Raw genomic sequence first — 21031 nt, 5'->3', positions numbered from 1 at the left:
TTGCTCGGGAGAAGCATGTCGGGAGCCAATTCAGCAATAAGCCGCCGCCGCTTGTTAAAAGGGGCCGGGGCGATGTGGTTGCTTAGCGTCAGTCAGGTGGGTCTTGCCGCCACAAGCCAGGTCGTGGCGGTGCGCGTCTGGCCGTCGTCGACCTATACGCGCGTGACGGTAGAATCCAATCGCGTGCTGAAATATAAGCAATTTGCCCTCAGCAACCCTGAGCGTGTCGTGGTGGATCTCGAAGGCGTAAACCTGAACTCCGTGCTGAAAGGAATGGCGGCGCAGATCCGTGGCGACGATCCATTTATTAAGTCGGCGCGTGTCGGGCAGTTTGATCCTCAAACCGTGCGCATGGTATTTGAGCTGAAACAGAACGTTAAACCGCAACTGTTTGCGCTTGCGCCTGTTGCGGCCTTTAAAGAACGCCTGGTGATGGATCTCTATCCGGCCAATGCGACGGACATTCAGGACCCGCTGCTGGCGTTGCTGGAAGACTACAACAAAGGCGATCTCCAGCGTCAGGTTCCCCCGGCGCAAAGCGGTCCACAGCCGGGAAAAGCCGGGCGCGATCGACCGATTGTGATCATGCTCGATCCTGGTCACGGCGGGGAGGACTCCGGTGCTGTCGGCAAATATCACACGCGGGAAAAAGATGTGGTGCTGCAAATTGCGCGCCGCCTGAAGGCTTTAATCGACAAAGAAGGCAATATGCGTGCCTACATGACGCGCAACGAAGATGTCTTTATTCCGCTGAAAGTCCGCGTGGCGAAAGCACAAAAGCAACGCGCAGACCTGTTCGTCTCGATTCATGCGGATGCGTTTACCAGCCGTCAGCCGAGCGGCTCGTCGGTGTTTGCGCTGTCAACGAAAGGGGCGACCAGTACCGCAGCGAGATATCTGGCGGACACGCAGAACGCCTCTGACTTGATCGGTGGCGTGAGTAAAAGCGGCGATCGTTATGTCGACCACACCATGTTTGATATGGTGCAATCACTGACCATCACCGATAGCCTGAAGTTTGGTAAAGCGGTGCTCGGTAAGCTGGGCAATATCAACAAGTTGCATAAAAACAGCGTAGAACAGGCCGGCTTCGCGGTACTGAAAGCGCCGGATATCCCGTCGATTCTGGTCGAAACCGCGTTTATCAGTAATGTGGAAGAGGAGCGTAAGCTCAAGACAGCGAAATTCCAGCAGGAAGTGGCCGAGTCGATTCTGGCAGGGATACGGGCGTATTTCTCGGACGGGGCGACGCTGGCGCGACGCGGGTAGTTTCTTAAGCCGGGTAAACGCCCGGCAAATTCACAAACCGCAGATACAAAAAAACACCCTTAAGGGTGTTTATTGTTTAAGAAGTATTGGTTGCGGGGGCCGGATTTGAACCGACGACCTTCGGGTTATGAGCCCGACGAGCTACCAGGCTGCTCCACCCCGCGTCACCGTACTGCTTTTACTTCATCACATTGTGTTGGTTGCGGGGGCCGGATTTGAACCGACGACCTTCGGGTTATGAGCCCGACGAGCTACCAGGCTGCTCCACCCCGCGTCACCGTACTGCTTGTACTTCATCACATTGTATTGGTTGCGGGGGCCGGATTTGAACCGACGACCTTCGGGTTATGAGCCCGACGAGCTACCAGGCTGCTCCACCCCGCGTCCGTGGAAGCGCACTATACTCGGATAGGTTTGTGATGCAACCCCTTTTTCACATAATTCATTATTTTGTATGTAAATTGAACGACATTGCGACGTTTGGACTATTTTTTGCGCAAAATTTGCCAAAGGGCATGTGATTGCATTTCATTAAAACGGGCGGTTTGTTATCTTCATCACGCGGAAATGGGCAACTAAAAGACGAGACATAATGAAAGGACGTTGGGCGAAGTATCTGATGACGGGCGCAATGGTAGCCATTCTTGCGGCCTGCTCTTCTAAACCGACCGATCGTGGTCAACAGTATAAAGACGGGAAATTATCCCAGCCTTTCTCTTTAGTTAACCAGCCCGATGCCGTCGGCGCACCGATTAACGCCGGAGATTTTTCCGAACAGGTCTACCAGATCCGCAATGCGTCGCCGCGCCTCTATGGCTCACAGAGCAACATTTATAGTGCGGTACAGGACTGGCTGCGCGCGGGCGGTGATACGCGCAATATGCGCCAGTTTGGTATCGACGCCTGGCAGATGGAAGGGGCGGATAACTACGGTAACGTCCAGTTCACCGGCTATTACACGCCGGTTATTCAGGCGCGCCACACGCGTCAGGGGGAGTTTCAGTATCCCATCTATCGTATGCCGCCAAAACGTGGCCGTTTGCCGTCTCGTGCCGAGATCTACGCCGGTGCGCTTAGCGAAAACTATGTCCTGGCCTACAGTAACTCTTTGATGGATAACTTCATCATGGACGTTCAGGGCAGCGGTTATATTGATTTTGGTGATGGTTCTCCGCTTAACTTCTTCAGCTACTCCGGTAAAAACGGCCATGCCTACCGCAGTATCGGGAAAGTGCTGATCGACCGTGGTGAAGTGAAGAAAGAAGATATGTCGATGCAGGCGATCCGCGAGTGGGGCGAAAAGCACAGCGAAGCCGAAGTGCGTGAGCTGCTGGAGCAGAACCCGTCGTTCGTCTTCTTTAAACCGCAAAACTTTGCGCCGGTGAAAGGGGCGAGTGCGGTGCCGCTGATTGGCCGCGCGTCTGTCGCGTCGGATCGCTCTATTATTCCGGCGGGCACCACGCTGCTGGCGGAAGTTCCTCTGCTGGACAACAACGGCAAATTCAACGGCCAGTATGAGCTGCGTCTGATGGTTGCGCTGGATGTGGGTGGCGCGATTAAAGGCCAGCACTTCGATATTTATCAGGGCATCGGCCCGGATGCGGGCCACCGTGCGGGCTGGTATAACCACTACGGACGCGTCTGGGTGCTGAAAGCCGCCCCTGGTGCCGGAAACGTATTCAGCGGTTGATTGTGGTATTCTGAGCAGTATAAAGATAACTGAGCAGGGGTGAGGATTAACCTCACCCTTTTTACATCTGAGGTTCTATGTCTGTAGTAATCAGCGATGCCTGGCGTCAGCGTTTTGGCGGCACGGCACGTTTATATGGTGAAAAAGCCCTGCAGCTGTTTGCGGATGCGCATGTCTGCGTTGTGGGCATCGGCGGCGTTGGCTCCTGGGCGGCGGAAGCGCTGGCGAGAACCGGGATTGGCGCGATCACGCTGATTGATATGGATGACGTCTGCGTGACCAACACCAACCGTCAAATTCACGCCCTGCGGGATAGCGTCGGGCTGGCGAAATCCGAGGTGATGGCGGAGCGTATTCGCCTGATAAACCCGGAGTGCCGCGTCACGGTGATTGATGACTTTGTAACGGCAGATAACGTTGCAGAGTACATGAGCAAAGGCTACAGCTATGTGATTGACGCCATTGACAGCGTGCGTCCAAAAGCGGCGTTAATCGCATATTGTCGCCGTTATAAGGTTCCACTGGTCACCACTGGTGGAGCGGGCGGGCAAATCGATCCGACGCAGATCCAGGTGGCCGATCTGGCGAAAACCATTCAGGACCCGCTGGCGGCCAAGCTGCGCGAACGGCTAAAAAATGACTTCAACGTGGTGAAAAACAGTAAAGGCAAGCTGGGCGTGGACTGCGTATTCTCTACTGAAGCGCTGGTCTACCCGCAGGCAGACGGTTCGGTGTGTGCAATGAAAAGCACGGCGGAAGGGCCAAAAAGAATGGATTGCGCCTCCGGTTTCGGAGCGGCCACTATGGTGACCGCGTCCTTCGGTTTTGTGGCGGTGTCTCACGCCCTGAAGAAGATGATGGCGAAGGCGGAACGTCAGGCCTGAGCCTGACGCGCCGCGTCCAGCACGGCCTCGTTGAGCGCGATCAATCCCTGACCGCGCGAGGTGCTCAGCTGTGCGCGGAGTCCAAGCTCATCAAACAGCGCCAGCGGCGAGTGTGCCAACAGTTCTGCGGCGCTTTTACCCTCCACGGCGGTTAACAGCACCGCCAGCAGGCCACGCACAATCCGCCCTTCGCTGTCGCCAAAGAAATGCAGCTTCTCACCGGAGACGCTAAACCCAAGCCAGACGCGATTCTCGCAGCCCGCGATCTCTTTTGCCTGAGCTTTAAGATCGTCTGACAGGGCAGGCAATTGTTTGCCGAGTAAAATCAGCTGACGGTATTTATCTTCCCATTGACTCAAAGGGCCGAAGGTCTGTTTTAACGTCTCTTCCGTAATAACGGTGCCGAACGGGTGTCCGGCTAACGCTGAACTCGTCATTAATCCACCAGTAATTCAAGGGCGCGGTCAACAGCGGCAACCAGCGCGTCAACGTCGCTTTTCGTATTGTACGGCGCAAATGAAGCACGCAGCGTACCGCTTACGCCCAGGGCTGCCAGCAACGGCTGGGCACAGTGTTGTCCGGCACGCAGGGCGATACCGTATTCGGCGAGGAGTGTCACCATATCGCTATGATGAACGCCTGCAAAATCAAAGGCTAACAGGCTGGAATCCTGCACCCGGAATGAACGAAAACCAGGGCGTTTTCTGAGTTCTTCCTCTGCCAGCGTTGCCAGACCCCGGCTCCAGCTTTCGGCCTGAACAATGTCTGTCTCAGCCAGCCACTCCAGCGCAGCGCTAAGGCCGATTACGCCCGCCACGTTCGGCGTGCCCGCTTCCAGACGGTAGGGCACGTCCTGGGTTTTGAAACCGTCGAAGGTCACTTCGGTGATCATTTTGCCGCCACCCAGCCATGGCGTCATTTTTGCCAGCAGTTCCGGCTTACCGTACAGCGCCCCGATGCCGGTTGGCCCGTACAGTTTGTGCCCTGAGAAAGCGTAGAAATCGATATCCAGCTTCTGCACATCTGCCGGGAAATGCACGACTCCCTGCGCACCGTCGACCATCACCACCATGCCGCTGGCATGGGCGATATCAATGGCGCGGGCCAGATCCGGGCAGCCTCCGGTCACGTTGGACATCTGCCCCAGCGCCAGAATACGGCTGCGGGGCGTAATCAGTTCAGGTAATCGCGCCACGTCTGGCAGGCAGTCTGCCGCCAGCGGCAGTTTGATGATGCGAGCCTCCGTTTGCCCGGCAACCATCAGCCAGGGTACCAGGTTAGCGTGGTGTTCGGCCTCACTCACGATGATTTCATCACCCGGCTGCAAGAGCGGTCGTGCATAGCACTGAGCCACCATATTGATAGCCTCGGTGGTGCCCCGCGTCCAGACGATATTTTTCCCGCTTTTGGCATTGATCAGGCGTGCAACCTGATCGCGTGCGGCTTCGTAGCGTGCGGTCAGGCGTTGCGCCTCGGCAAACTGGCTGCGATGCACATTGCCTGCACTCAGGCTGTAAAACTGTTGCGTTGCCTCGATAACCGCTTGTGGTTTTAATGCCGTAGCGGCGCTGTCAAGGTATATACCGGCATCAGCCAGCGCCGGAAACTGTGCGCGAAACTGCGCAGGACTGAAAGCGTTCATGGAATTCCTCATGTCGATAGAGAGATCGTCGCGCAATTTCAGCGGCAGGGCAAGGAAGTTGATATCTATCAGATTCGTCTGCATATCCTGGCGACCTCGAAAAAGCAGGTTATGCTAAATAGTGTTAGGTGGATGTTTTAGCCTGTTATAAATCGAGGTTTGAATAGCATTAATTGCTAAAGGAGAATAATCATGAATAAGACAGCTGCAATCATTTCTGCCTGTGCGTTTACCTTTGCCCTGAGCGCCTGTTCTGGTAACAACTATGTGATGCACACCAACGATGGTCGTTCTATCGTTTCGGAAGGGAAACCGACAACCGATAACGATACCGGGATGATTTCATACAAAGATGCTAACGGGAACAAGCAGCAGATCAACCGCACGGACGTGAAAGAGATGAAAGAAATCGAGCATTAACAGTCAGACAGGCAAAAAAAAGCACCGCAAATTGGCGGTGCTACATTAATCACTATGGACAGACAGGGTAAATGTACAGGAAGTGAAAAATTGGTAGCGTTGCTACCGTGGTCTGAATCGCAGACCAATTGCAAACACAACAACACAACATCACAACCGTAAGCCAAAAGTTCTTCAGAACACGCATTCCAAAAAAACTTTTCGTTCCGGCTCAGGAAGTGCCGCCACTATAGGTATTTGCTGGTAGTTCCTCAACGGACAAATTATAATGGCTCAGATAAAAAAAACTAATAGGTTAAACGTTGTTTCCTATATGTTAAATCTCGTTAACATCTAAGCCAGATAACCATGTCGAAGCGATTGCCACCTCTTAATGCATTACGTGTTTTTGATGCCGCAGCACGTCACCTGAGTTTCACCCGCGCAGCAGATGAGCTTTTTGTGACACAGGCCGCAGTAAGTCATCAAATCAAGTCACTGGAGGATTTCCTGGGGCTTAAGCTGTTTCGCCGCCGCAACCGCTCCTTGCTCCTGACCGAAGAAGGTCAGAGCTATTTTCAGGATATTAAAGAGATTTTTTCCCAGCTCACGGAAGCGACGCGTAAGCTGCAGGCGCGCAGTGCTAAAGGCGCGCTGACGGTCAGTTTATTACCCAGTTTTGCCATTCAGTGGCTGGTGCCAAGACTCTCCAGCTTTAACTCAGCTTATCCGGGAATTGATGTCCGCATCCAGGCGGTGGATCGCCAGGAAGATAAACTGGCGGATGATGTGGACGTCGCCATTTTTTATGGTCGCGGTAACTGGCCGGGCTTGCGTGTCGAGAAATTATACGCAGAATATTTGTTGCCGGTCTGCTCACCTTTATTGCTGACGGGCGACAAGGCGCTAAAGACGCCCGCTGATTTGGCACAACATACGCTTTTACATGATGCTTCTCGCCGTGACTGGCAAACTTATACCCGCCAATTAGGTCTTAGTCATATAAATGTGCAGCAGGGCCCCATTTTTAGCCACAGTGCAATGGTGTTACAGGCTGCTATTCACGGGCAGGGCGTTGCGTTGGCGAACAACGTGATGGCGCAGTCCGAAATTGAGGCTGGCCGTCTGGTTTGCCCGTTTAATGATGTTCTGGTCAGCAAGAATGCGTTTTATCTGGTTTGTCATGACAGTCAGGCAGAACTGGGTAAAATAGCCGCCTTCCGACAGTGGATACTGTCCAAAGCGGCAAATGAGCAAGAAAAATTCCGCTTCAGGTATGAACAATAACTTTTGTGTGCTGAGCACGCATCACTTTAGGACCGAAACATGACCAGCCGATTCATGCTGATTTTTGCCGCGGTGAGTGGCTTTATTTTTGTCGCACTGGGTGCCTTTGGCGCGCATGTGTTAAGTAAGTCTTTAGGGGTGGTAGAAATGGGCTGGCTCCAGACCGGCCTCGAATATCAGGCGTTCCATACCCTGGCCATCTTTGGGCTGGCGGTGGCGATGCAGCGCCGTATCAGCATCTGGTTTTACTGGAGCAGCGTGTTTCTGGCACTGGGCACGGTACTGTTTAGCGGTAGTCTGTATTGTCTCGCACTCTCGCATTTACGCCTGTGGGCGTTTGTTACACCTGTCGGCGGCGTCAGCTTCCTGGCAGGATGGGTATTAATGTTTATCGGAGCTATCCGTCTGAAACGCAAGGGCGTTGTTCATGAATAAGGTTGTTTTATATTGTCGCCCAGGGTTTGAGAAAGAGTGCGCCGCGGAAATTACCGATAAAGCGGCGAAGCGCGAAGTGTTCGGTTTTGCGCGCGTTAAAGAAAACGCGGGCTATGTGGTGTTCGAATGTTATCAGGCTGATGATGCCGACAAGCTGGCGCGTGAACTGCCGTTCAGTTCACTGATTTTCGCCCGTCAGATGTTTGTTGCGGGTGAACTGCTGAAGGATCTTCCGCCGGAAGACCGGATTACGCCGATTGTAGGTATGCTGCAGGGTGTGGTGGAGAAGGGCGGCGATCTGCGCGTCGAGGTGGCTGATACCAACGAAAGCAAAGAGCTGATGAAGTTCTGCCGTAAGTTCACCGTACCGCTACGCGCTGCGTTGCGTGATGCGGGCGTGCTGACGAACTATGAAACGCCGAAACGCCCGGTGGTGCACATCTTCTTCATTGCACCAGGCTGCTGCTACGCCGGTTACTCCTACACCACTAACAACTCTCCGTTCTTTATGGGCATCCCGCGTCTGCGATTCCCGGCGGATGCACCGAGCCGTTCAACGCTGAAGCTGGAAGAGGCGTTCCACGTCTTTATCCCGGCGGATGAGTGGGACGAGCGTCTGGCAAACGGCATGTACGCAGTTGATCTCGGGGCGTGTCCTGGCGGCTGGACCTATCAGCTGGTGAAACGCAACATGTGGGTTGCTTCAGTGGATAACGGCCCGATGGCGCAAAGCCTGATGGATACCGGACAAGTCACCTGGCTACGTGAAGATGGTTTCCGCTATCGACCTAACCGCAACAACATCTCCTGGATGGTGTGCGATATGGTTGAGAAACCCGCAAAAGTGGCCGCGCTTATGGCCTCCTGGCTGGTCAATGGCTGGTGCCGTGAGACGATCTTCAATCTCAAACTGCCAATGAAAAAGCGCTACGAGGAAGTGTCACAGAATCTGGCGTACATTCAGGAGCAGATGGATGAGCACGGCATTAACGTGGAGATCCAGGCGCGCCAGTTGTATCACGACCGCGAAGAGGTGACGGTGCACATTCGTCGCTGGTGGGCGGCTGTGGGCGGACGTCGCGACGAGCGATAGTCCGAGCTTTGTTTTGCCCGGTGGCGCTGCGCTTACCGGGCCTACAAGACCAACCTTAACTGCTGCAAATTCCCGTCCAGCTGTAAATCCGTCTGTAGCGTTGCGATTTCCCGGCAAATAAATGCCATCTCTTTATGTGCCTCCAGCTTCTTGCGCCATTTTTCCGGTACTTCATCCAGCCGGGCGTAGATCCCTTCAAGATCGTCAAAATCGGTCAGCAATTGTGCGGCACTTTTTGGCCCAATACCGGCGACGCCAGGCACTTTAGAGCTACTGACTCCTGCCAGCCCCCAGTAGTCGGGGAGCTGCTTCGGCGAGACGCCAAACTCACTGGCAATAAACGGCGCATCCAGCCAGCGCTTTTGAAAGTAGTCGCGAATGCGGATCGTTGGAGAGAGAAGCTGGCAGTAGCCTTTGTCGGTTGAAACGATAGTGGCCTGATGCCCCGCCCCCGCCACCTTTACGGCCAGTGTTGCCGCCAGATCGTCTGCTTCATTACCCTGTGCGCCCCAGCAGGGGACACCGCGCTGTTCAAAGGCTGCGCGGATAGCGGGCATTTCGGCATGAAGGTCGTCGGGCATTGGCGCGCGTCCGGCTTTGTAGTCGGGCAGGCGCTGGTGCCGCCAGCCCGTATTTCGTGCTTCGTCGTCAAACACAGCAACGGCATGCGTGGGCTCGCTATGGCGGATAAGCTGCTCAAGCGCGTGCAGACATGTGTCCTTACAGGGCGTGCCCTGTACCGCATGGATACGGCGGATCAGGTTGAGCGCGTCGACGATTAGCAAATGAACAGCCACAGATAATCTCCCTTCTGTTTAATGGGTGAAGGGTAACACTGTCAGAAGTATGAAACTATGCGTGGTGGGGAAAACAGGAAGAAGCCTCGCAAAACGAGGCTTCCTGAGAGGCTTAATCGCAGGTAACGATCTTCATCGCCAGGCCGCCGCGAGAGGTTTCGCGGTATTTGGCGTTCATATCTTTGCCGGTTTCGTACATGGTTTCGATAACCTTATCGAGACAGACGCGTGGTTCGCTGGTGCGACGCAGCGCCATACGCGCCGCGTTCACCGCTTTGACGGAGGCGATAGCGTTACGCTCGATGCATGGCACCTGCACCTGTCCGGCGACCGGGTCGCAGGTCAATCCCAGGTTGTGTTCCATGCCGATTTCCGCCGCAATGCACACCTGAGCTGGGCTTGCGCCCAACAGCTCTGCCAGACCCGCCGCAGCCATGGAGCAGGCCACGCCGACTTCACCCTGGCAACCCACTTCCGCGCCCGAAATGGAGGCATTCATTTTGTACAGCGAACCAATCGCGCTGGCGACCAGCAGGTAGCGCGCCAGTGAGTTCGCATTTACTTCGCGGATAAACTTGTCGTAGTACGCCAGCACGGCGGGCACGATACCGCAGGCACCGTTGGTCGGCGCAGTCACCACGCGGCCGCCCGCAGCATTCTCTTCGTTTACTGCCAGTGCAAACATGTTGATCCAGTCCACGACCGCCATCGGGTCAGTCGTGGTTTTGTCAGTGCTGACCAGCATACGGCGTAGCGCTGCCGCACGACGCGGTACGCGCAGCTTGCCCGGCAGAACGCCTTCGGTGGTGATCCCGCGTTCAATACCGCCGCGCATCACATCCCAGACGTTAGCAAAGTGCTGCTCAAGCTCTTCTTTGCTGTGCAGGGCCAGCTCGTTTTTCATCATCAGGCCGGAGAGGGAAAGCCCCGTCTCCTGGCAGTGACGCTGCAAATCCGCCGCGTTTTTGTACGGATAAGGCACTTCAACTGCAGAATTGTTGGTCTGACCAAAATGGTCTTCGTCGACGATAAAACCGCCGCCGATGGAGTAATACGTCTGGCTATAAACCGCTTTGTCGCCAGCCAGCGCGGTAATACGCATGCCGTTTTCGTGCAGCGACAGGTTGTCGGCATGGAAATTCATGCAGTGATCAACCGGAAATTCAACTTCGTGCTCGCCGTTTGCCAGCAGCAAACGACCGTGGGTATTCACGTCCTGGATGAAACCAGGGATCGCATCAATATCAACGGTGTCCGGCAGGTTTCCTGCCAGGCCCATGATAATGGCGATATCGGTATGGTGGCCTTTACCAGTCAGGGAAAGGGAACCGTATACATCGACAACCACGCGGGTGATGTCGTGCAAAATGCCGCGTGCAATCAAGTCATCCGTGAATTGTTTACCGGCTTTCATTGGTCCGACGGTGTGAGAGCTGGAAGGACCAATACCGATTTTGAAGATATCGAATACGCTAATCATGATGCGTCCATTGCTATCAGTCAGAGGGGAGGAGTGCGCCGTCCGAAAACGGCGCAGGAGGTATTAGCTGAACAGCGAGTAGAAAATGGCAGAGATGGCAATCAGACCCATAACTACAACGAATACGTTGCTGATATGGCCGCTGTATTTACGCATCGCAGGCACTTTCTGAATCGCGTACATTGGCATCAGGAACAGAATCATTGCGATAACCGGGCCGCCCAGGGTTTCAATCATACCCAAGATGCTTGGGTTCAGGGTCGCGACCGCCCAGGTGGTGACCAGCATGAACAGTGCAGTGATTTTGTTCAGTTTGTTGATTTCAATGCTCTTGCCTTTACCGCGCAGAGATTTAATCACCATACCGTTGAAGCCTTCACGTGCGCCCAGATAGTGGCCCAGGAAGGATTTGGTGATAGCGATAATCGCGATGATAGGTGCCATCCACGCAATCAGCGGCGCGTTAAAGTGGTTCGCCAGGTAAGAGAGAATAGAGATGTTCTGTTCTTTCGCTGCAGCCAGATCCGCCGGGGAGAGGCTCAGCACGCAGCTGAACACGAAGAACATCACGGTCAGTACCATCATGATGTGTGCACGTGCCAGGATGCTGGAGCACTTCTTCTCTGCACCATTGCCGTACTCTTCACGCTTCGCAACTGCGAAGGAGGAGATGATTGGTGAGTGGTTGAAGGAGAACACCATCACAGGAATTGCCAGCCACAGGGTCAGCATCAGGCCGTTACCGGTTGCGGATGCGCTGCTCAGGGACAGGGTTTCCAGCGCGGCACCGTTCCACTGTGGGATCAGGTACAGCGCCAGCACCATCAGAGCGGCAACAAACGGGAACACCAGTACGCTCATTGCTTTAACGATCATCTGCTCACCGAAGCGCACAATCGTCATCATGCCCACAATCAGGATCAGCGACAGAATGGCACGCGGAGGCGGCGTCATCTGCAACTGGTGCATCATGAAACTTTCAACGGTGTTGGTGATAGCCACGCTGTACACCAGCAGGATGGGGTAAATCGCGAAGAAGTAGAGCAGGGTAATCAGCTTACCTGCGCCTACGCCAAAGTGTTCTTCAACCACTTCAGTGATATCTTCGCCTGGATTTTTACCGGACAGCACGAAGCGGGTCAGGCCGCGGTGTGCGAAGAAGGTCATCGGGAACGCGATGATGGCCATGATGATCAGCGGGATCAGACCGCCGACACCTGCGTTAATAGGAAGGAACAGTACACCAGCGCCGATTGCTGTGCCGTAAAGGCCAAGCATCCACATGGTATCCGTTTTGCGCCAACCGCTTCGGGATTCAATCGAAGCAACGGTGCTGGTTTGAGTGGTTTCCATCTGTATCTCCTGGAGGAAGCAAATTGTCAGGTTTTTAGTCAAATCCGATGAAAAAGTGCCTGACGGTAATATGAAATTCGTTCAGTGACGGTTTTTTAATAATTTTTGCCCGTAACTATTGGCGGGCGGAAAGATACATTCTGGTGATGAATCTATCAGTGATCCCGATCCCAAATGCAATAATCCACTTTTGATATGGATATCTTTAGACCATTTATCTGTTAAAAAAACATCAAAGAGAATTTACGGGCGCGAAGGCTACCATTAACAACATATGGCCTGAAAGACCAGGCCAGTAGATAGGCGTCTTTCTCTGTAAAAAATGGAGTTTTTGGTATTTTCTGACGATTAATTTGGATTAAGGCTGATAATTTGCGGCTCAAAAAACAAAGTAATCGATTGCGTTTGGGATATGTGTATAAATGATATAAGGGAAGGTTATGAATTGTATCGGTAATAAAAAAGCCGGGTCACGATGAATCCCTACCCGGCCTGGAGGTCTGCTTTAAGACGGTTATGTGCAGATTTCGTAGCAAGGAATGTAAGCTGAACCCGGCAGTTTCATACGGTGCTGGGCAACAAAGCCCTGCAGCATGTCATCCATCCGGCGCATCATGTCGCGGTCACCGTGAATTTTGTACGGACCAAACTCCTCAATAGCCCTGATACCCACCTCTTTTACGTTACCCGCTACGATACCGGAGAAGGCGCGTCGCAGGTCGGCTGCCAGCACTTCAACCGGCTGGTCCGGATAGAGTTTCAGGTTGGCCATGTTTTCGTGCGATGGCTCGAACGGGATCTGCAGATCCGGTGCAATGCGGATTGACCAGTTAAAGCTGTAGGCATCGCCGGTATCACGACGGTTCTCTTTCACCAGCGGCATCGCTTTCTTCATCTGACGTGCCACTTCTGCCGCGTCATCAATGATAATGCGGTAGTGACGACGCGCGGCTTCACCCAGCGTATGCACGATAAATTCGTCCAGCACGCGGAAGTAGTCAGCGCTCTCTTTTGGCCCGGTCAGGATGAGCGGCAGAACCTGATCTTTGTTGGCCGGATTCATCAGAATGCCGAGCAGATAGAGCAACTCTTCCGCCGTACCGACACCGCCAGGGAAGATGATGATGCCGTGGGCGATACGGACAAACGCCTCAAGGCGTTTTTCGATATCCGGCATAATAATCAGTTCGTTAACCAGCGGGTTAGGCGGCTCAGCGGCGATAATGGACGGCTCGGTCATGCCGATAAAGCGCCCCTCTTTGTAACGCTGCTGAGCGTGTCCCACCGCCGCGCCTTTCATTGGCGCTTCCATCGCGCCGGGCCCACAACCGGTGCAAATGTTCAGCTCACGCAGGCCGAGCTGCGTTCCCACACGGCGTGCGTAGAGATATTCGGTTTCGTTAATCGAGTGACCACCCCAGCAGACGACCATATTCGGTGCCTCGCCAACATGCAGGGCGCGGGCGTTACGCAGAATGGAGAACACCAGGTTGGTGATATGAACGGAGCTTTCGAGGTCAAGATGCTGGAAACGGCCAGCGTTATGGATCTGTCCGTTAACGAACAGAATGTCACGCAACACCGCAAACAGGTTGGCCTGCAGCGAACGGATAATTCGCCCGTCGACAAAAGCCTCTTCCGGCGGGTTGATGACTTCGAGTTTTACACCACGCTCCCGGCGCAGCACGTTGATATCAAAACTTTCAAAGCGGGACAGCAGCTCTTTGCTGTTATCTGTCAGACTTCCGGAGTTCAGTACGGCAAGTGAACAGTTACGAAACAGTTGATAGAGGTCGCTACTGGCCGTGCGTTTAAGCATGTCCACTTCCAGCTGCGACAACATATCCATTGAGCCAAGCGGGCTAATATGTGTAATCAAGTGAGCTCCTTACGGGACGATTATCGTCTTTCCCTGTTGATTACAATAGCCCTGGCTTATGACGTTTCACAACACCTCGGGCGGAATACCGCCCGCATATTGTGAAAATATTTATATTACTGACGCACCAGCCGGCCCGTTGCAGGGACAAAATCGGTGTTGGTGCGCCACGGATTGATATCCAGGCCTCCACGACGGGTATAGCGGGCGTACACGCTCAGCTTTTCCGGCTGACAGAAGCGCTGGATATCATTGAAGATGCGCTCCACGCACTGTTCGTGGAATTCGTTGTGATGACGGAACGACACCAGATAGCGCAGCAGTTTTTCCCGGTCAATCTTCGGACCGCGGTACTGGATCTGCACGGAGCCCCAGTCTGGCTGATGGGTGATCAGGCAGTTGGACTTCAGCAGATGGCTTACCAGCGTCTCTTCGACCACTTTTTCACCTGCCGCGTTTTCGAGGTAATCGGTGCTGAAAGCGTAGTTATCCACCTCAATATCCTGATCGTCTATGCAGGTGCCGTTGAAGTGGGCGATAGGTTGCCCTTCAAGTTCATGCAGACGATACAGTGAAACGGTGACGTTACCCTGCGCACAGGCGCGTAAATCCTGCTCCAGCGTATGCTGGACATCATCCCAGCTGTTGAATTTCGTCTGGTTAAAGCTGTTGAGATACAGTTTGAAACTCTTGGACTCCACCAGGTTAACGCTGGCGTAATCCAGCTCAACGTGGCCCACCGCCACCTGCGGCAGGCCGCGCGCGTTCAGCCAGGAGAGTTCGTACAGCGTCCAGATATCTCCGCCAACAAACGGCAGTGAATCGGCATGCAGGCCAAGCGGATCGCGGTTCAGGCTACGCGGCACACCCTGAAGCAGGCTTGCGTCGTAGGTGTCGCGGTAATCGGTCGATTTCCCCAGCGTTAAGCCCGTTAACGCCTGATGATTTTCGTAGGACATGTTTCATAGCCACTTTGCAGGTAAACTTACAGGCTGAGTTTATCCTGTCTTACCAGAAGAGAGAAACCGGTGGATATCGAAACAGCAAATGCCCTGACTACGTTCACGACCCGTTATTGCGACGCATGGCAGGAAAAGCACGGCACCTGGCCGCAAAGTGCCGAACTGTATGGCGTACCTTCGCCCTGCATCATCTCTTCGCTGAACGAGAGCGTTATCTGGCAACCTAAACCCAACACTGGCGAGCAAAATGTAAATGCGGTTGAACGCGCAATGGACCTTGTGGTACAACCTGCGCTTCACGCGTTTTACACCACGCAATTCGCAGGGGATATGGCCGCGCATTTTAATGGCGTGGCGTTGACATTACTGCAGACCTGGAGTGAAGACGATCTGCAACGCGTTCAGGAGAACCTGATAGGTCACCTGGTCACGCAGAAACGCCTTAAACTTTCTCCGACGCTCTTTATTGCGACACTCGACAGTGAACTGGACGTCATCTCAGTCTGCAACCTGTCTGGCGAAGTCATTAAAGAGACTATCGGCACCCGCAATCGCGACGTACTGGCCCCTTCACTTGCGGATTTCCTTACCCGACTTGAGCCACTTCTGTAATCCATCATGCTATTGCACGTGTGAGAGATCTCTTACAAGGTTTGTGAGAGATCGCCGTCGCATTAAGCAATGTCTTATTTGTCTTATAATAATTTCCTCATGTTTTTCAGTTTGTTAATCCTTTTCTTAACTGGCGACGCATCTTTCCCGTGGCTTACAACGCTCACAGGATGGGTTGTAAGACGAAGCGGAATAGCGGATTCTATCTCTGTCGACAGGATGCCGACACGAGAGACGAACATCAGGATGATGACGTTTCTCGCAAAGGACACGTCAGGATGGCGCGACAGGAAGGCTTCAGGATGAAGCGAAGTGGATAACGCAGGACGCGTAAGGGACACCTCCAGGAAGGAGAACGTGAGCCGGTCAGGATGGTCGGCGGGTCAGGATGACCGGGATGTTTCAGGATGAAACAAACACATCAGGATGATGTGAGCAGGATGCAGCGGTCTAAGGATGACCAGGCCTTCGGGCATCAGGAAAAGTTGTCATGGATGAGCAGGGAGCACGAATTGTAGCTGGAATGCTGCGGAACGAACCGGGAGCACTGTTTTTACAGTGCTCCCTTTTTTTATTTCTGCATCACGCAATGCTATGCTGCGCGCCGTTCAGTTTTTCAGTTGAGGTCACTATGACGCATCACGATAGCGTTCGTGCTCAGTTGCACACCATCGAAACTCTTTTGCGCCAGCATCAGCTGTGGCAGGACACTGCGCCACAGCCAGAGGCGTTCGCCAGTACACAACCTTTCTGCCTGGATACGCTGGCACCCTTTGAATGGCTCCAGTGGGTTTTAATTCCCCGTATGCACGCCCTGCTTGAGGGGGGCCACCCGTTGCCGCAGGCGTTTGCCGTGTCGCCTTATTATGAAATGGCGCTTGATGCGACGCACCCTGCGCGCGATGTCATGCTGGCTGAGTTAGAAAGGCTGGATGCGCTGTTTTCTGGTGATAATGCATGACGCTTGAGATCCTTTATCAGGATGAGTGGCTGGTGGCGGTCAATAAACCGTCGGGCTGGCTGGTGCATCGCAGCTGGCTCGATCGCGACGAAAAAGTGGTGGTGATGCAAACCGTGCGCGATCAGATTGGTCAGCATGTTTTTACCGCGCATCGTCTCGACAGACCGACCTCCGGCGTATTGCTGATGGGGCTTTCCAGCGAAGCTGGCCGTCTGCTGGCACAGCAGTTTGAACAGCATCTTATCCAGAAACGCTACCACGCGATTGTACGCGGATGGCTGACGGAGTCCGCCCGGCTTGATTACCCGCTGGTGGAAGAGCTGGATAAAATCGCTGATAAATTTGCCCGCGACGACAAAGGCCCGCAGCCTGCGGTGACCGACTATCGCGGTATGGCGACCACAGAGTTGCCGGTGGCAATCAGTAAATTTCCTACTACCCGCTACAGCCTGGTTGAGCTTTTGCCCCAAACCGGGCGTAAACATCAGCTTCGCCGTCACCTGAAGCACCTGCGCCATCCGATCATCGGAGACAGTAAGCACGGCGATTTGCGCCAGAATCGCAGCGCAGCGGAACACTTTGGCTGTAATCGCCTGATGTTGCACGCGAGCGAGTTGAGCCTGACGCACCCGTTTACTGGCGAACCGCTGACGATCCGCGCAGGACTGGACGACGTGTGGATGCAGGCGTTGTCACAGTTTGGCTGGCTGGGGCAACTCCCCGAAAATGAAAGGGTTGAGTTTGTATCAGGCAACGTTCAGGATGAACAGCAAGCGCAATAATTAAGGGAGCAAAGCATGGCTGAAGTAGGCATTTTTGTCGGCACAATGTACGGCAACTCATTACTGGTGGCGGAAGAGGCCGAGGCGATCCTCGCGAACCAGGGCCATAAAGCCACCGTCTATGAAGACCCGGAACTGGCGGACTGGGAAAAGTATAAAGATAAATACATCCTGGTCGTCACCTCCACCACCGGGCAGGGCGATCTGCCGGACAGCATCGTGCCGCTTTTCCAGGGGATTAAAGATCAGCTTGGTTACCAGCCTGACGTTCACTACGGCATCATTGCGTTAGGTGACAGTTCGTATGCCAATTTCTGCGGCGGTGGTAAGCAGTTCGATGCGCTTTTACAGGAGCAAAGCGCGCAGCGCGTAGGCGAAATGCTGCTGATTGATGCCGGTGAACACCCGGAACCAGAAAGTGAATCGAACCCGTGGGTTGAGCACTGGGCGACGCTACTGAAATAACCCGCACTGTACGAGTCGTAGGCCGGGTCAGGGGAAGCCGCCACCCGGCAACGAAGCCGCACCAAAACCTTAATTCCGTGAACCATCTTCCACTGCTTTGGGCTTATGCCCCAATCCACGTTCCACACACCCTTTAATGTTGTGTTCCTGCACGGTGAGGGAACGCATCACTCCTTCATATACTTTTCCCGTCAGTTACCAAAAGGCAGTGCGTCACTATAAAACGGCATGTCGCCGTACCAAAACTGCCCAACACTAACCTCTCATTCTGATTACCCTACAGGTGCTGTACAGAATGAACCTGGCGAGAGCCAAGATTCAGGAGTGCAACAATGAGTACATTAAGCCACGCGGCGAGCAGCGCTGAAAAGCGCACCAATGCTCGCTACTGGATAGTGGTGATGCTGTTTATCGTCACATCCTTTAACTATGGTGACCGCGCTACGTTGTCGATTGCCGGGTCTGAAATGGCGAAAGACATTGGACTCGACCCGGTTGGCATGGGTTACGTTTTCTCCGCATTTTCATGGGCCTACGTGATCGGCCAAATCCCAGGCGGCTGGTTGCTTGACCGTTTCGGTTCTAAACGCGTCTACTTCTGGTCCATCTTTATCTGGTCGATGTTTACCCTGCTGCAGGGCTTCGTCGATATCTTTAACGGCTTTGGCATTATCGTTGCGCTGTTCACCCTGCGTTTCCTGGTAGGCCTGGCGGAAGCGCCTTCCTTCCCTGGTAACAGCCGTATTGTGGCGGCCTGGTTCCCGGCGCAGGAGAGGGGAACCGCGGTGGCAATTTTTAACTCGGCGCAATATTTCGCCACCGTTATCTTCGCCCCGATCATGGGCTGGCTGACCCACGAAGTGGGCTGGTCGCACGTCTTCTTCTTTATGGGCGGGCTTGGGATCGTCATTAGCTTCATCTGGCTGAAAGTGATCCATGAACCGAACCAACATCCGGGCGTGAACAAGAAAGAGCTGGAGTACATTGCGGAAGGCGGGGCGCTGATCAACATGGATCAGAAGATTGCCAAAGAGAAAGTGCCGTTCAGCCAGAAATGGGCGCAGATCAAACAGCTCGTTGGGTCACGCATGATGATCGGCATCTATCTGGGTCAGTACTGTATCAACGCGTTAACTTACTTCTTCATCACCTGGTTCCCGGTTTATCTGGTGCAGGCGCGCGGAATGTCGATTCTGAAAGCGGGCTTTGTTGCCTCGATCCCGGCCATCTGCGGCTTCGTGGGCGGAGTGTTGGGAGGCGTGATTTCCGACTGGCTGATGCGCCGTACCGGTTCGCTCAATATTGCCCGCAAAACACCTATCGTGCTGGGTATGCTGCTCTCGATGACTATGGTGTTCTGTAACTATGTGAGCGCGGAGTGGATGATTATCGGCTTTATGGCGATGGCGTTCTTCGGCAAAGGGATTGGTGCGCTGGGTTGGGCGGTGATGGCGGATACCGCGCCGAAAGAGATCAGTGGCCTGAGCGGCGGTCTGTTCAACATGTTCGGCAACATTTCCGGAATTGTGACCCCCATTGCCATCGGCTACATCGTAGGAACGACCGGTTCTTTCAGCGGTGCGCTGATTTACGTCGGTGTGCATGCTCTGGTGGCGGTATTGAGCTACCTGGTGCTGGTTGGGGATATCAAGCGTATTGAGCTTAAACCTGTCGGAGGACACGTATAATGACTACACAATCAAGCCCTGTCGTAACGGAGATGAAGGTTATCCCGGTGGCGGGGCAGGACAGCATGCTGCTCAATATTGGCGGCGCTCATAATGCCTGGTTTACCCGTAATATCGTGGTGCTCACTGACAGCGCCGGTAATACTGGCGTGGGAGAAGCCCCCGGCGGAGAGGTTATCTACCAGACGCTGGTAGACGCCATTCCGCAAGTCACAGGCCAGGAGGTCGCCCGGCTGAACAAAGTGGTTCAGCGGGTGCACAAAGGCAACCAGTCGGCTGATTTCGACACGTTCGGCAAAGGAGCATGGACCTTTGAGCTGCGCGTCAACGCGGTCGCCGCGCTGGAAGCGGCATTGCTCGATTTGCTCGGCAAAACGCTGAATGTACCGGTTTGTGAACTGCTCGGGCCGGGCAAGCAGCGCGATGCCGTCACGGTACTCGGCTATCTGTTTTATGTTGGCGATCGCAACAAAACTGACCTGCCTTATCTTGAACGTTCGCCTGGCAGCCACGATTGGTATCACCTGCGTCATCAGGAAGCGCTTTCCAGCGACACGGTGGTTCGCCTGGCTGAGGCGGCCCAGGACCGCTACGGCTTTAAAGATTTCAAACTGAAAGGGGGCGTGTTGCCGGGTGAGCAAGAAATTGAAAGTGCGCGAGCGCTGAAAAAACGTTTCCCGGATGCGCGTATTACTGTCGATCCGAACGGTGCATGGCTGCTGGATGAAGCTATCGCCCTGTGTAAAGGCATGGGCGATGTGCTGACCTACGCGGAAGATCCGTGCGGGGCTGAGCAAGGTTTCTCTGGCCGCGAGGTGATGGCGGAGTTCCGCCGGGCGACTGGCCTGCCGGTCGCAACCAACATGATTGCCACCAACTGGCGGGAAATGGGCCATGCGGTGATGCTTAACTCAGTGGATATTCCGCTGGCCGACCCGCATTTCTGGACGCTCTCTGGCGCGGTGCGCGTTGCCCAACTCTGTGACGACTGGGGCCTTACCTGGGGCTGCCACTCCAATAACCATTTTGATATTTCACTGGCGATGTTTACCCACGTTGGTGCGGCGGCACCGGGTAACCCGACAGCTATAGATACCCACTGGATTTGGCAGGAAGGCGAAGCCCGCCTGACGAAAAATCCGCTGGAAATTAAAAACGGCAAAATTGCCGTGCCGGATGCGCCGGGGCTGGGCGTGGAGCTTGACTGGGATCAGATCCACAAAGCGCATGAGGCGTATAAAAAACTGCCGGGCGGCGCACGTAACGACGCAGGCCCCATGCAGTACCTTATCCCCGGCTGGACATTTGACCGTAAGCGCCCTGTTTTTGGACGTCACTGATAAAAGGATTGAA

At 54.2% G+C, this 21031-nt stretch carries 20 protein-coding genes and 3 tRNA genes; 13 read left to right on the top strand and 10 right to left on the bottom strand.

Annotated elements, in window-relative coordinates; genetic code table 11:
• Window positions 1-15: 15 nt before the first annotated feature.
• Window positions 16-1269, top strand: a complete 1254-nt coding sequence (amiC, locus tag EoCCA6_RS07125) for an N-acetylmuramoyl-L-alanine amidase AmiC (protein WP_152082080.1) — start codon at window positions 16-18, stop codon at window positions 1267-1269.
• Window positions 1270-1356: 87 nt separating this feature from the next.
• Here the strand turns inward: amiC and EoCCA6_RS07120 are convergent.
• The 3 genes from EoCCA6_RS07120 to EoCCA6_RS07110 form a co-directional block, all read right to left on the bottom strand.
• A tRNA-Met gene (locus EoCCA6_RS07120) sits at window positions 1357-1433 on the bottom strand.
• Window positions 1434-1466: 33 nt separating this feature from the next.
• Window positions 1467-1543, bottom strand: a tRNA-Met gene (locus EoCCA6_RS07115).
• A gap of 33 nt (window positions 1544-1576) precedes the next feature.
• Window positions 1577-1653, bottom strand: a tRNA-Met gene (locus EoCCA6_RS07110).
• A 208-nt stretch (window positions 1654-1861) separates the two neighbouring features.
• Between EoCCA6_RS07110 and mltA the strand changes: the two genes are divergently transcribed.
• A complete protein-coding gene (gene mltA / locus EoCCA6_RS07105; RefSeq protein ID WP_152082079.1) occupies window positions 1862-2959 on the top strand; it encodes a murein transglycosylase A in 1098 nt (365 codons plus the stop codon).
• A gap of 77 nt (window positions 2960-3036) precedes the next feature.
• On the top strand, window positions 3037-3843 hold the full coding sequence (gene tcdA / locus EoCCA6_RS07100; protein WP_152082078.1) for a tRNA cyclic N6-threonylcarbamoyladenosine(37) synthase TcdA: 807 nt from the start codon (window positions 3037-3039) through the stop codon (window positions 3841-3843).
• On the opposite strand, the gene csdE is transcribed toward tcdA, so the two are convergent.
• Window positions 3834-4280: a cysteine desulfurase sulfur acceptor subunit CsdE gene (csdE, locus tag EoCCA6_RS07095; protein ID WP_152082077.1), complete on the bottom strand. Its 447-nt coding sequence runs from the start codon at window positions 4278-4280 to the stop codon at window positions 3834-3836. The genes tcdA and csdE overlap by 10 nt on opposite strands.
• A complete protein-coding gene (gene csdA, locus EoCCA6_RS07090) occupies window positions 4280-5485 on the bottom strand; it encodes a cysteine desulfurase CsdA (protein WP_152084414.1) in 1206 nt (401 codons plus the stop codon). The genes csdE and csdA overlap by 1 nt, the downstream gene beginning before the upstream one ends.
• Window positions 5486-5677: 192 nt before the next feature.
• On the opposite strand from csdA, the gene EoCCA6_RS07085 reads away from it, so the two are divergent.
• From EoCCA6_RS07085 to rlmM, 4 genes are all read left to right on the top strand, one after another.
• Window positions 5678-5905: a YgdI/YgdR family lipoprotein gene (locus EoCCA6_RS07085; RefSeq protein WP_008499648.1), complete on the top strand. Its 228-nt coding sequence runs from the start codon at window positions 5678-5680 to the stop codon at window positions 5903-5905.
• 348 nt (window positions 5906-6253) lie between these two features.
• A complete protein-coding gene (gcvA, locus tag EoCCA6_RS07080; protein ID WP_152082076.1) occupies window positions 6254-7171 on the top strand; it encodes a glycine cleavage system transcriptional regulator GcvA in 918 nt (305 codons plus the stop codon).
• A 39-nt stretch (window positions 7172-7210) separates the two neighbouring features.
• On the top strand, window positions 7211-7606 hold the full coding sequence (locus EoCCA6_RS07075) for a DUF423 domain-containing protein (protein ID WP_152082075.1): 396 nt from the start codon (window positions 7211-7213) through the stop codon (window positions 7604-7606).
• Window positions 7599-8699, top strand: coding sequence for a 23S rRNA (cytidine(2498)-2'-O)-methyltransferase RlmM (gene rlmM, locus EoCCA6_RS07070; RefSeq protein ID WP_152082074.1), 1101 nt, complete (start codon window positions 7599-7601; stop codon window positions 8697-8699). Before EoCCA6_RS07075 ends, rlmM begins: the two co-directional genes overlap by 8 nt.
• 41 nt (window positions 8700-8740) lie before the next feature.
• Here rlmM and xni read toward each other — a convergent pair whose 3' ends face one another.
• The 5 genes from xni to queF all read right to left on the bottom strand — a co-directional run bounded on the left by xni (window position 8741) and on the right by queF (window position 15167).
• Complete coding sequence (gene xni / locus EoCCA6_RS07065) at window positions 8741-9496, bottom strand: flap endonuclease Xni (protein ID WP_152082073.1); 756 nt, start codon at window positions 9494-9496, stop codon at window positions 8741-8743.
• A gap of 112 nt (window positions 9497-9608) precedes the next feature.
• Window positions 9609-10976: an L-serine ammonia-lyase II gene (gene sdaB / locus EoCCA6_RS07060; RefSeq protein WP_152082072.1), complete on the bottom strand. Its 1368-nt coding sequence runs from the start codon at window positions 10974-10976 to the stop codon at window positions 9609-9611.
• Window positions 10977-11039: 63 nt separating this feature from the next.
• A complete protein-coding gene (locus EoCCA6_RS07055; protein WP_152082071.1) occupies window positions 11040-12329 on the bottom strand; it encodes an HAAAP family serine/threonine permease in 1290 nt (429 codons plus the stop codon).
• Between the two features lie 514 nt (window positions 12330-12843).
• On the bottom strand, window positions 12844-14208 hold the full coding sequence (ppnN, locus tag EoCCA6_RS07050; protein WP_152082070.1) for a nucleotide 5'-monophosphate nucleosidase PpnN: 1365 nt from the start codon (window positions 14206-14208) through the stop codon (window positions 12844-12846).
• Window positions 14209-14324: 116 nt separating this feature from the next.
• Window positions 14325-15167, bottom strand: a complete 843-nt coding sequence (gene queF / locus EoCCA6_RS07045; RefSeq protein WP_152082069.1) for an NADPH-dependent 7-cyano-7-deazaguanine reductase QueF — start codon at window positions 15165-15167, stop codon at window positions 14325-14327.
• A 69-nt stretch (window positions 15168-15236) separates the two neighbouring features.
• On the opposite strand from queF, the gene syd reads away from it, so the two are divergent.
• The 6 genes from syd to EoCCA6_RS07010 all read left to right on the top strand — a co-directional run bounded on the left by syd (window position 15237) and on the right by EoCCA6_RS07010 (window position 21018).
• Window positions 15237-15782, top strand: a complete 546-nt coding sequence (gene syd / locus EoCCA6_RS07040) for a SecY-interacting protein (RefSeq protein ID WP_152082068.1) — start codon at window positions 15237-15239, stop codon at window positions 15780-15782.
• Between the two features lie 631 nt (window positions 15783-16413).
• A complete protein-coding gene (locus EoCCA6_RS07035; protein WP_152082067.1) occupies window positions 16414-16743 on the top strand; it encodes a YqcC family protein in 330 nt (109 codons plus the stop codon).
• Window positions 16740-17525 carry a tRNA pseudouridine(65) synthase TruC gene (truC, locus tag EoCCA6_RS07030; RefSeq protein WP_152082066.1) on the top strand — a complete coding sequence of 262 codons (786 nt, stop codon included), beginning with the start codon at window positions 16740-16742 and terminating at the stop codon, window positions 17523-17525. Before EoCCA6_RS07035 ends, truC begins: the two co-directional genes overlap by 4 nt.
• 15 nt (window positions 17526-17540) lie before the next feature.
• Window positions 17541-17990, top strand: a complete 450-nt coding sequence (locus EoCCA6_RS07025) for a flavodoxin (protein ID WP_152082065.1) — start codon at window positions 17541-17543, stop codon at window positions 17988-17990.
• Between the two features lie 332 nt (window positions 17991-18322).
• Complete coding sequence (locus EoCCA6_RS07015) at window positions 18323-19678, top strand: MFS transporter (protein WP_152082064.1); 1356 nt, start codon at window positions 18323-18325, stop codon at window positions 19676-19678.
• The gene (locus EoCCA6_RS07010; RefSeq protein WP_152082063.1) at window positions 19678-21018 is read left to right on the top strand and encodes an enolase C-terminal domain-like protein; all 1341 of its coding nucleotides are present in this window, start codon (window positions 19678-19680) and stop codon (window positions 21016-21018) included. The genes EoCCA6_RS07015 and EoCCA6_RS07010 overlap by 1 nt, the downstream gene beginning before the upstream one ends.
• Window positions 21019-21031: the final 13 nt, after the last annotated feature.

The organism is Enterobacter oligotrophicus, assembly GCF_009176645.1.
Lineage (GTDB): Bacteria > Pseudomonadota > Gammaproteobacteria > Enterobacterales > Enterobacteriaceae > Enterobacter > Enterobacter oligotrophicus.
The sequence above is the reverse complement of the archived record's forward strand: the minus strand, read 5'-3'. Positions and strand labels throughout refer to the sequence as shown.

Bases quoted from the DNA above. Each gene is read 5' to 3' on its own strand.
- amiC (WP_152082080.1), top strand. From the start codon at position 16: ATGTCGGGAGCCAATTCAGCAATAAGCCGCCGCCGCTTGTTAAAAGGG.
- gcvA (WP_152082076.1), top strand. From the start codon at position 6,254: ATGTCGAAGCGATTGCCACCTCTTAATGCATTACGTGTTTTTGATGCC.
- EoCCA6_RS07015 (WP_152082064.1), top strand. From the start codon at position 18,323: ATGAGTACATTAAGCCACGCGGCGAGCAGCGCTGAAAAGCGCACCAAT.
- EoCCA6_RS07085 (WP_008499648.1), top strand. From the start codon at position 5,678: ATGAATAAGACAGCTGCAATCATTTCTGCCTGTGCGTTTACCTTTGCC.
- truC (WP_152082066.1), top strand. From the start codon at position 16,740: ATGACGCTTGAGATCCTTTATCAGGATGAGTGGCTGGTGGCGGTCAAT.
- csdA (WP_152084414.1), bottom strand. From the start codon at position 5,485: ATGAACGCTTTCAGTCCTGCGCAGTTTCGCGCACAGTTTCCGGCGCTG.
- EoCCA6_RS07055 (WP_152082071.1), bottom strand. From the start codon at position 12,329: ATGGAAACCACTCAAACCAGCACCGTTGCTTCGATTGAATCCCGAAGC.
- queF (WP_152082069.1), bottom strand. From the start codon at position 15,167: ATGTCCTACGAAAATCATCAGGCGTTAACGGGCTTAACGCTGGGGAAA.
- EoCCA6_RS07025 (WP_152082065.1), top strand. From the start codon at position 17,541: ATGGCTGAAGTAGGCATTTTTGTCGGCACAATGTACGGCAACTCATTA.
- sdaB (WP_152082072.1), bottom strand. From the start codon at position 10,976: ATGATTAGCGTATTCGATATCTTCAAAATCGGTATTGGTCCTTCCAGC.
- csdE (WP_152082077.1), bottom strand. From the start codon at position 4,280: ATGACGAGTTCAGCGTTAGCCGGACACCCGTTCGGCACCGTTATTACG.
- mltA (WP_152082079.1), top strand. From the start codon at position 1,862: ATGAAAGGACGTTGGGCGAAGTATCTGATGACGGGCGCAATGGTAGCC.
- EoCCA6_RS07035 (WP_152082067.1), top strand. From the start codon at position 16,414: ATGACGCATCACGATAGCGTTCGTGCTCAGTTGCACACCATCGAAACT.
- rlmM (WP_152082074.1), top strand. From the start codon at position 7,599: ATGAATAAGGTTGTTTTATATTGTCGCCCAGGGTTTGAGAAAGAGTGC.
- EoCCA6_RS07075 (WP_152082075.1), top strand. From the start codon at position 7,211: ATGACCAGCCGATTCATGCTGATTTTTGCCGCGGTGAGTGGCTTTATT.
- EoCCA6_RS07010 (WP_152082063.1), top strand. From the start codon at position 19,678: ATGACTACACAATCAAGCCCTGTCGTAACGGAGATGAAGGTTATCCCG.
- tcdA (WP_152082078.1), top strand. From the start codon at position 3,037: ATGTCTGTAGTAATCAGCGATGCCTGGCGTCAGCGTTTTGGCGGCACG.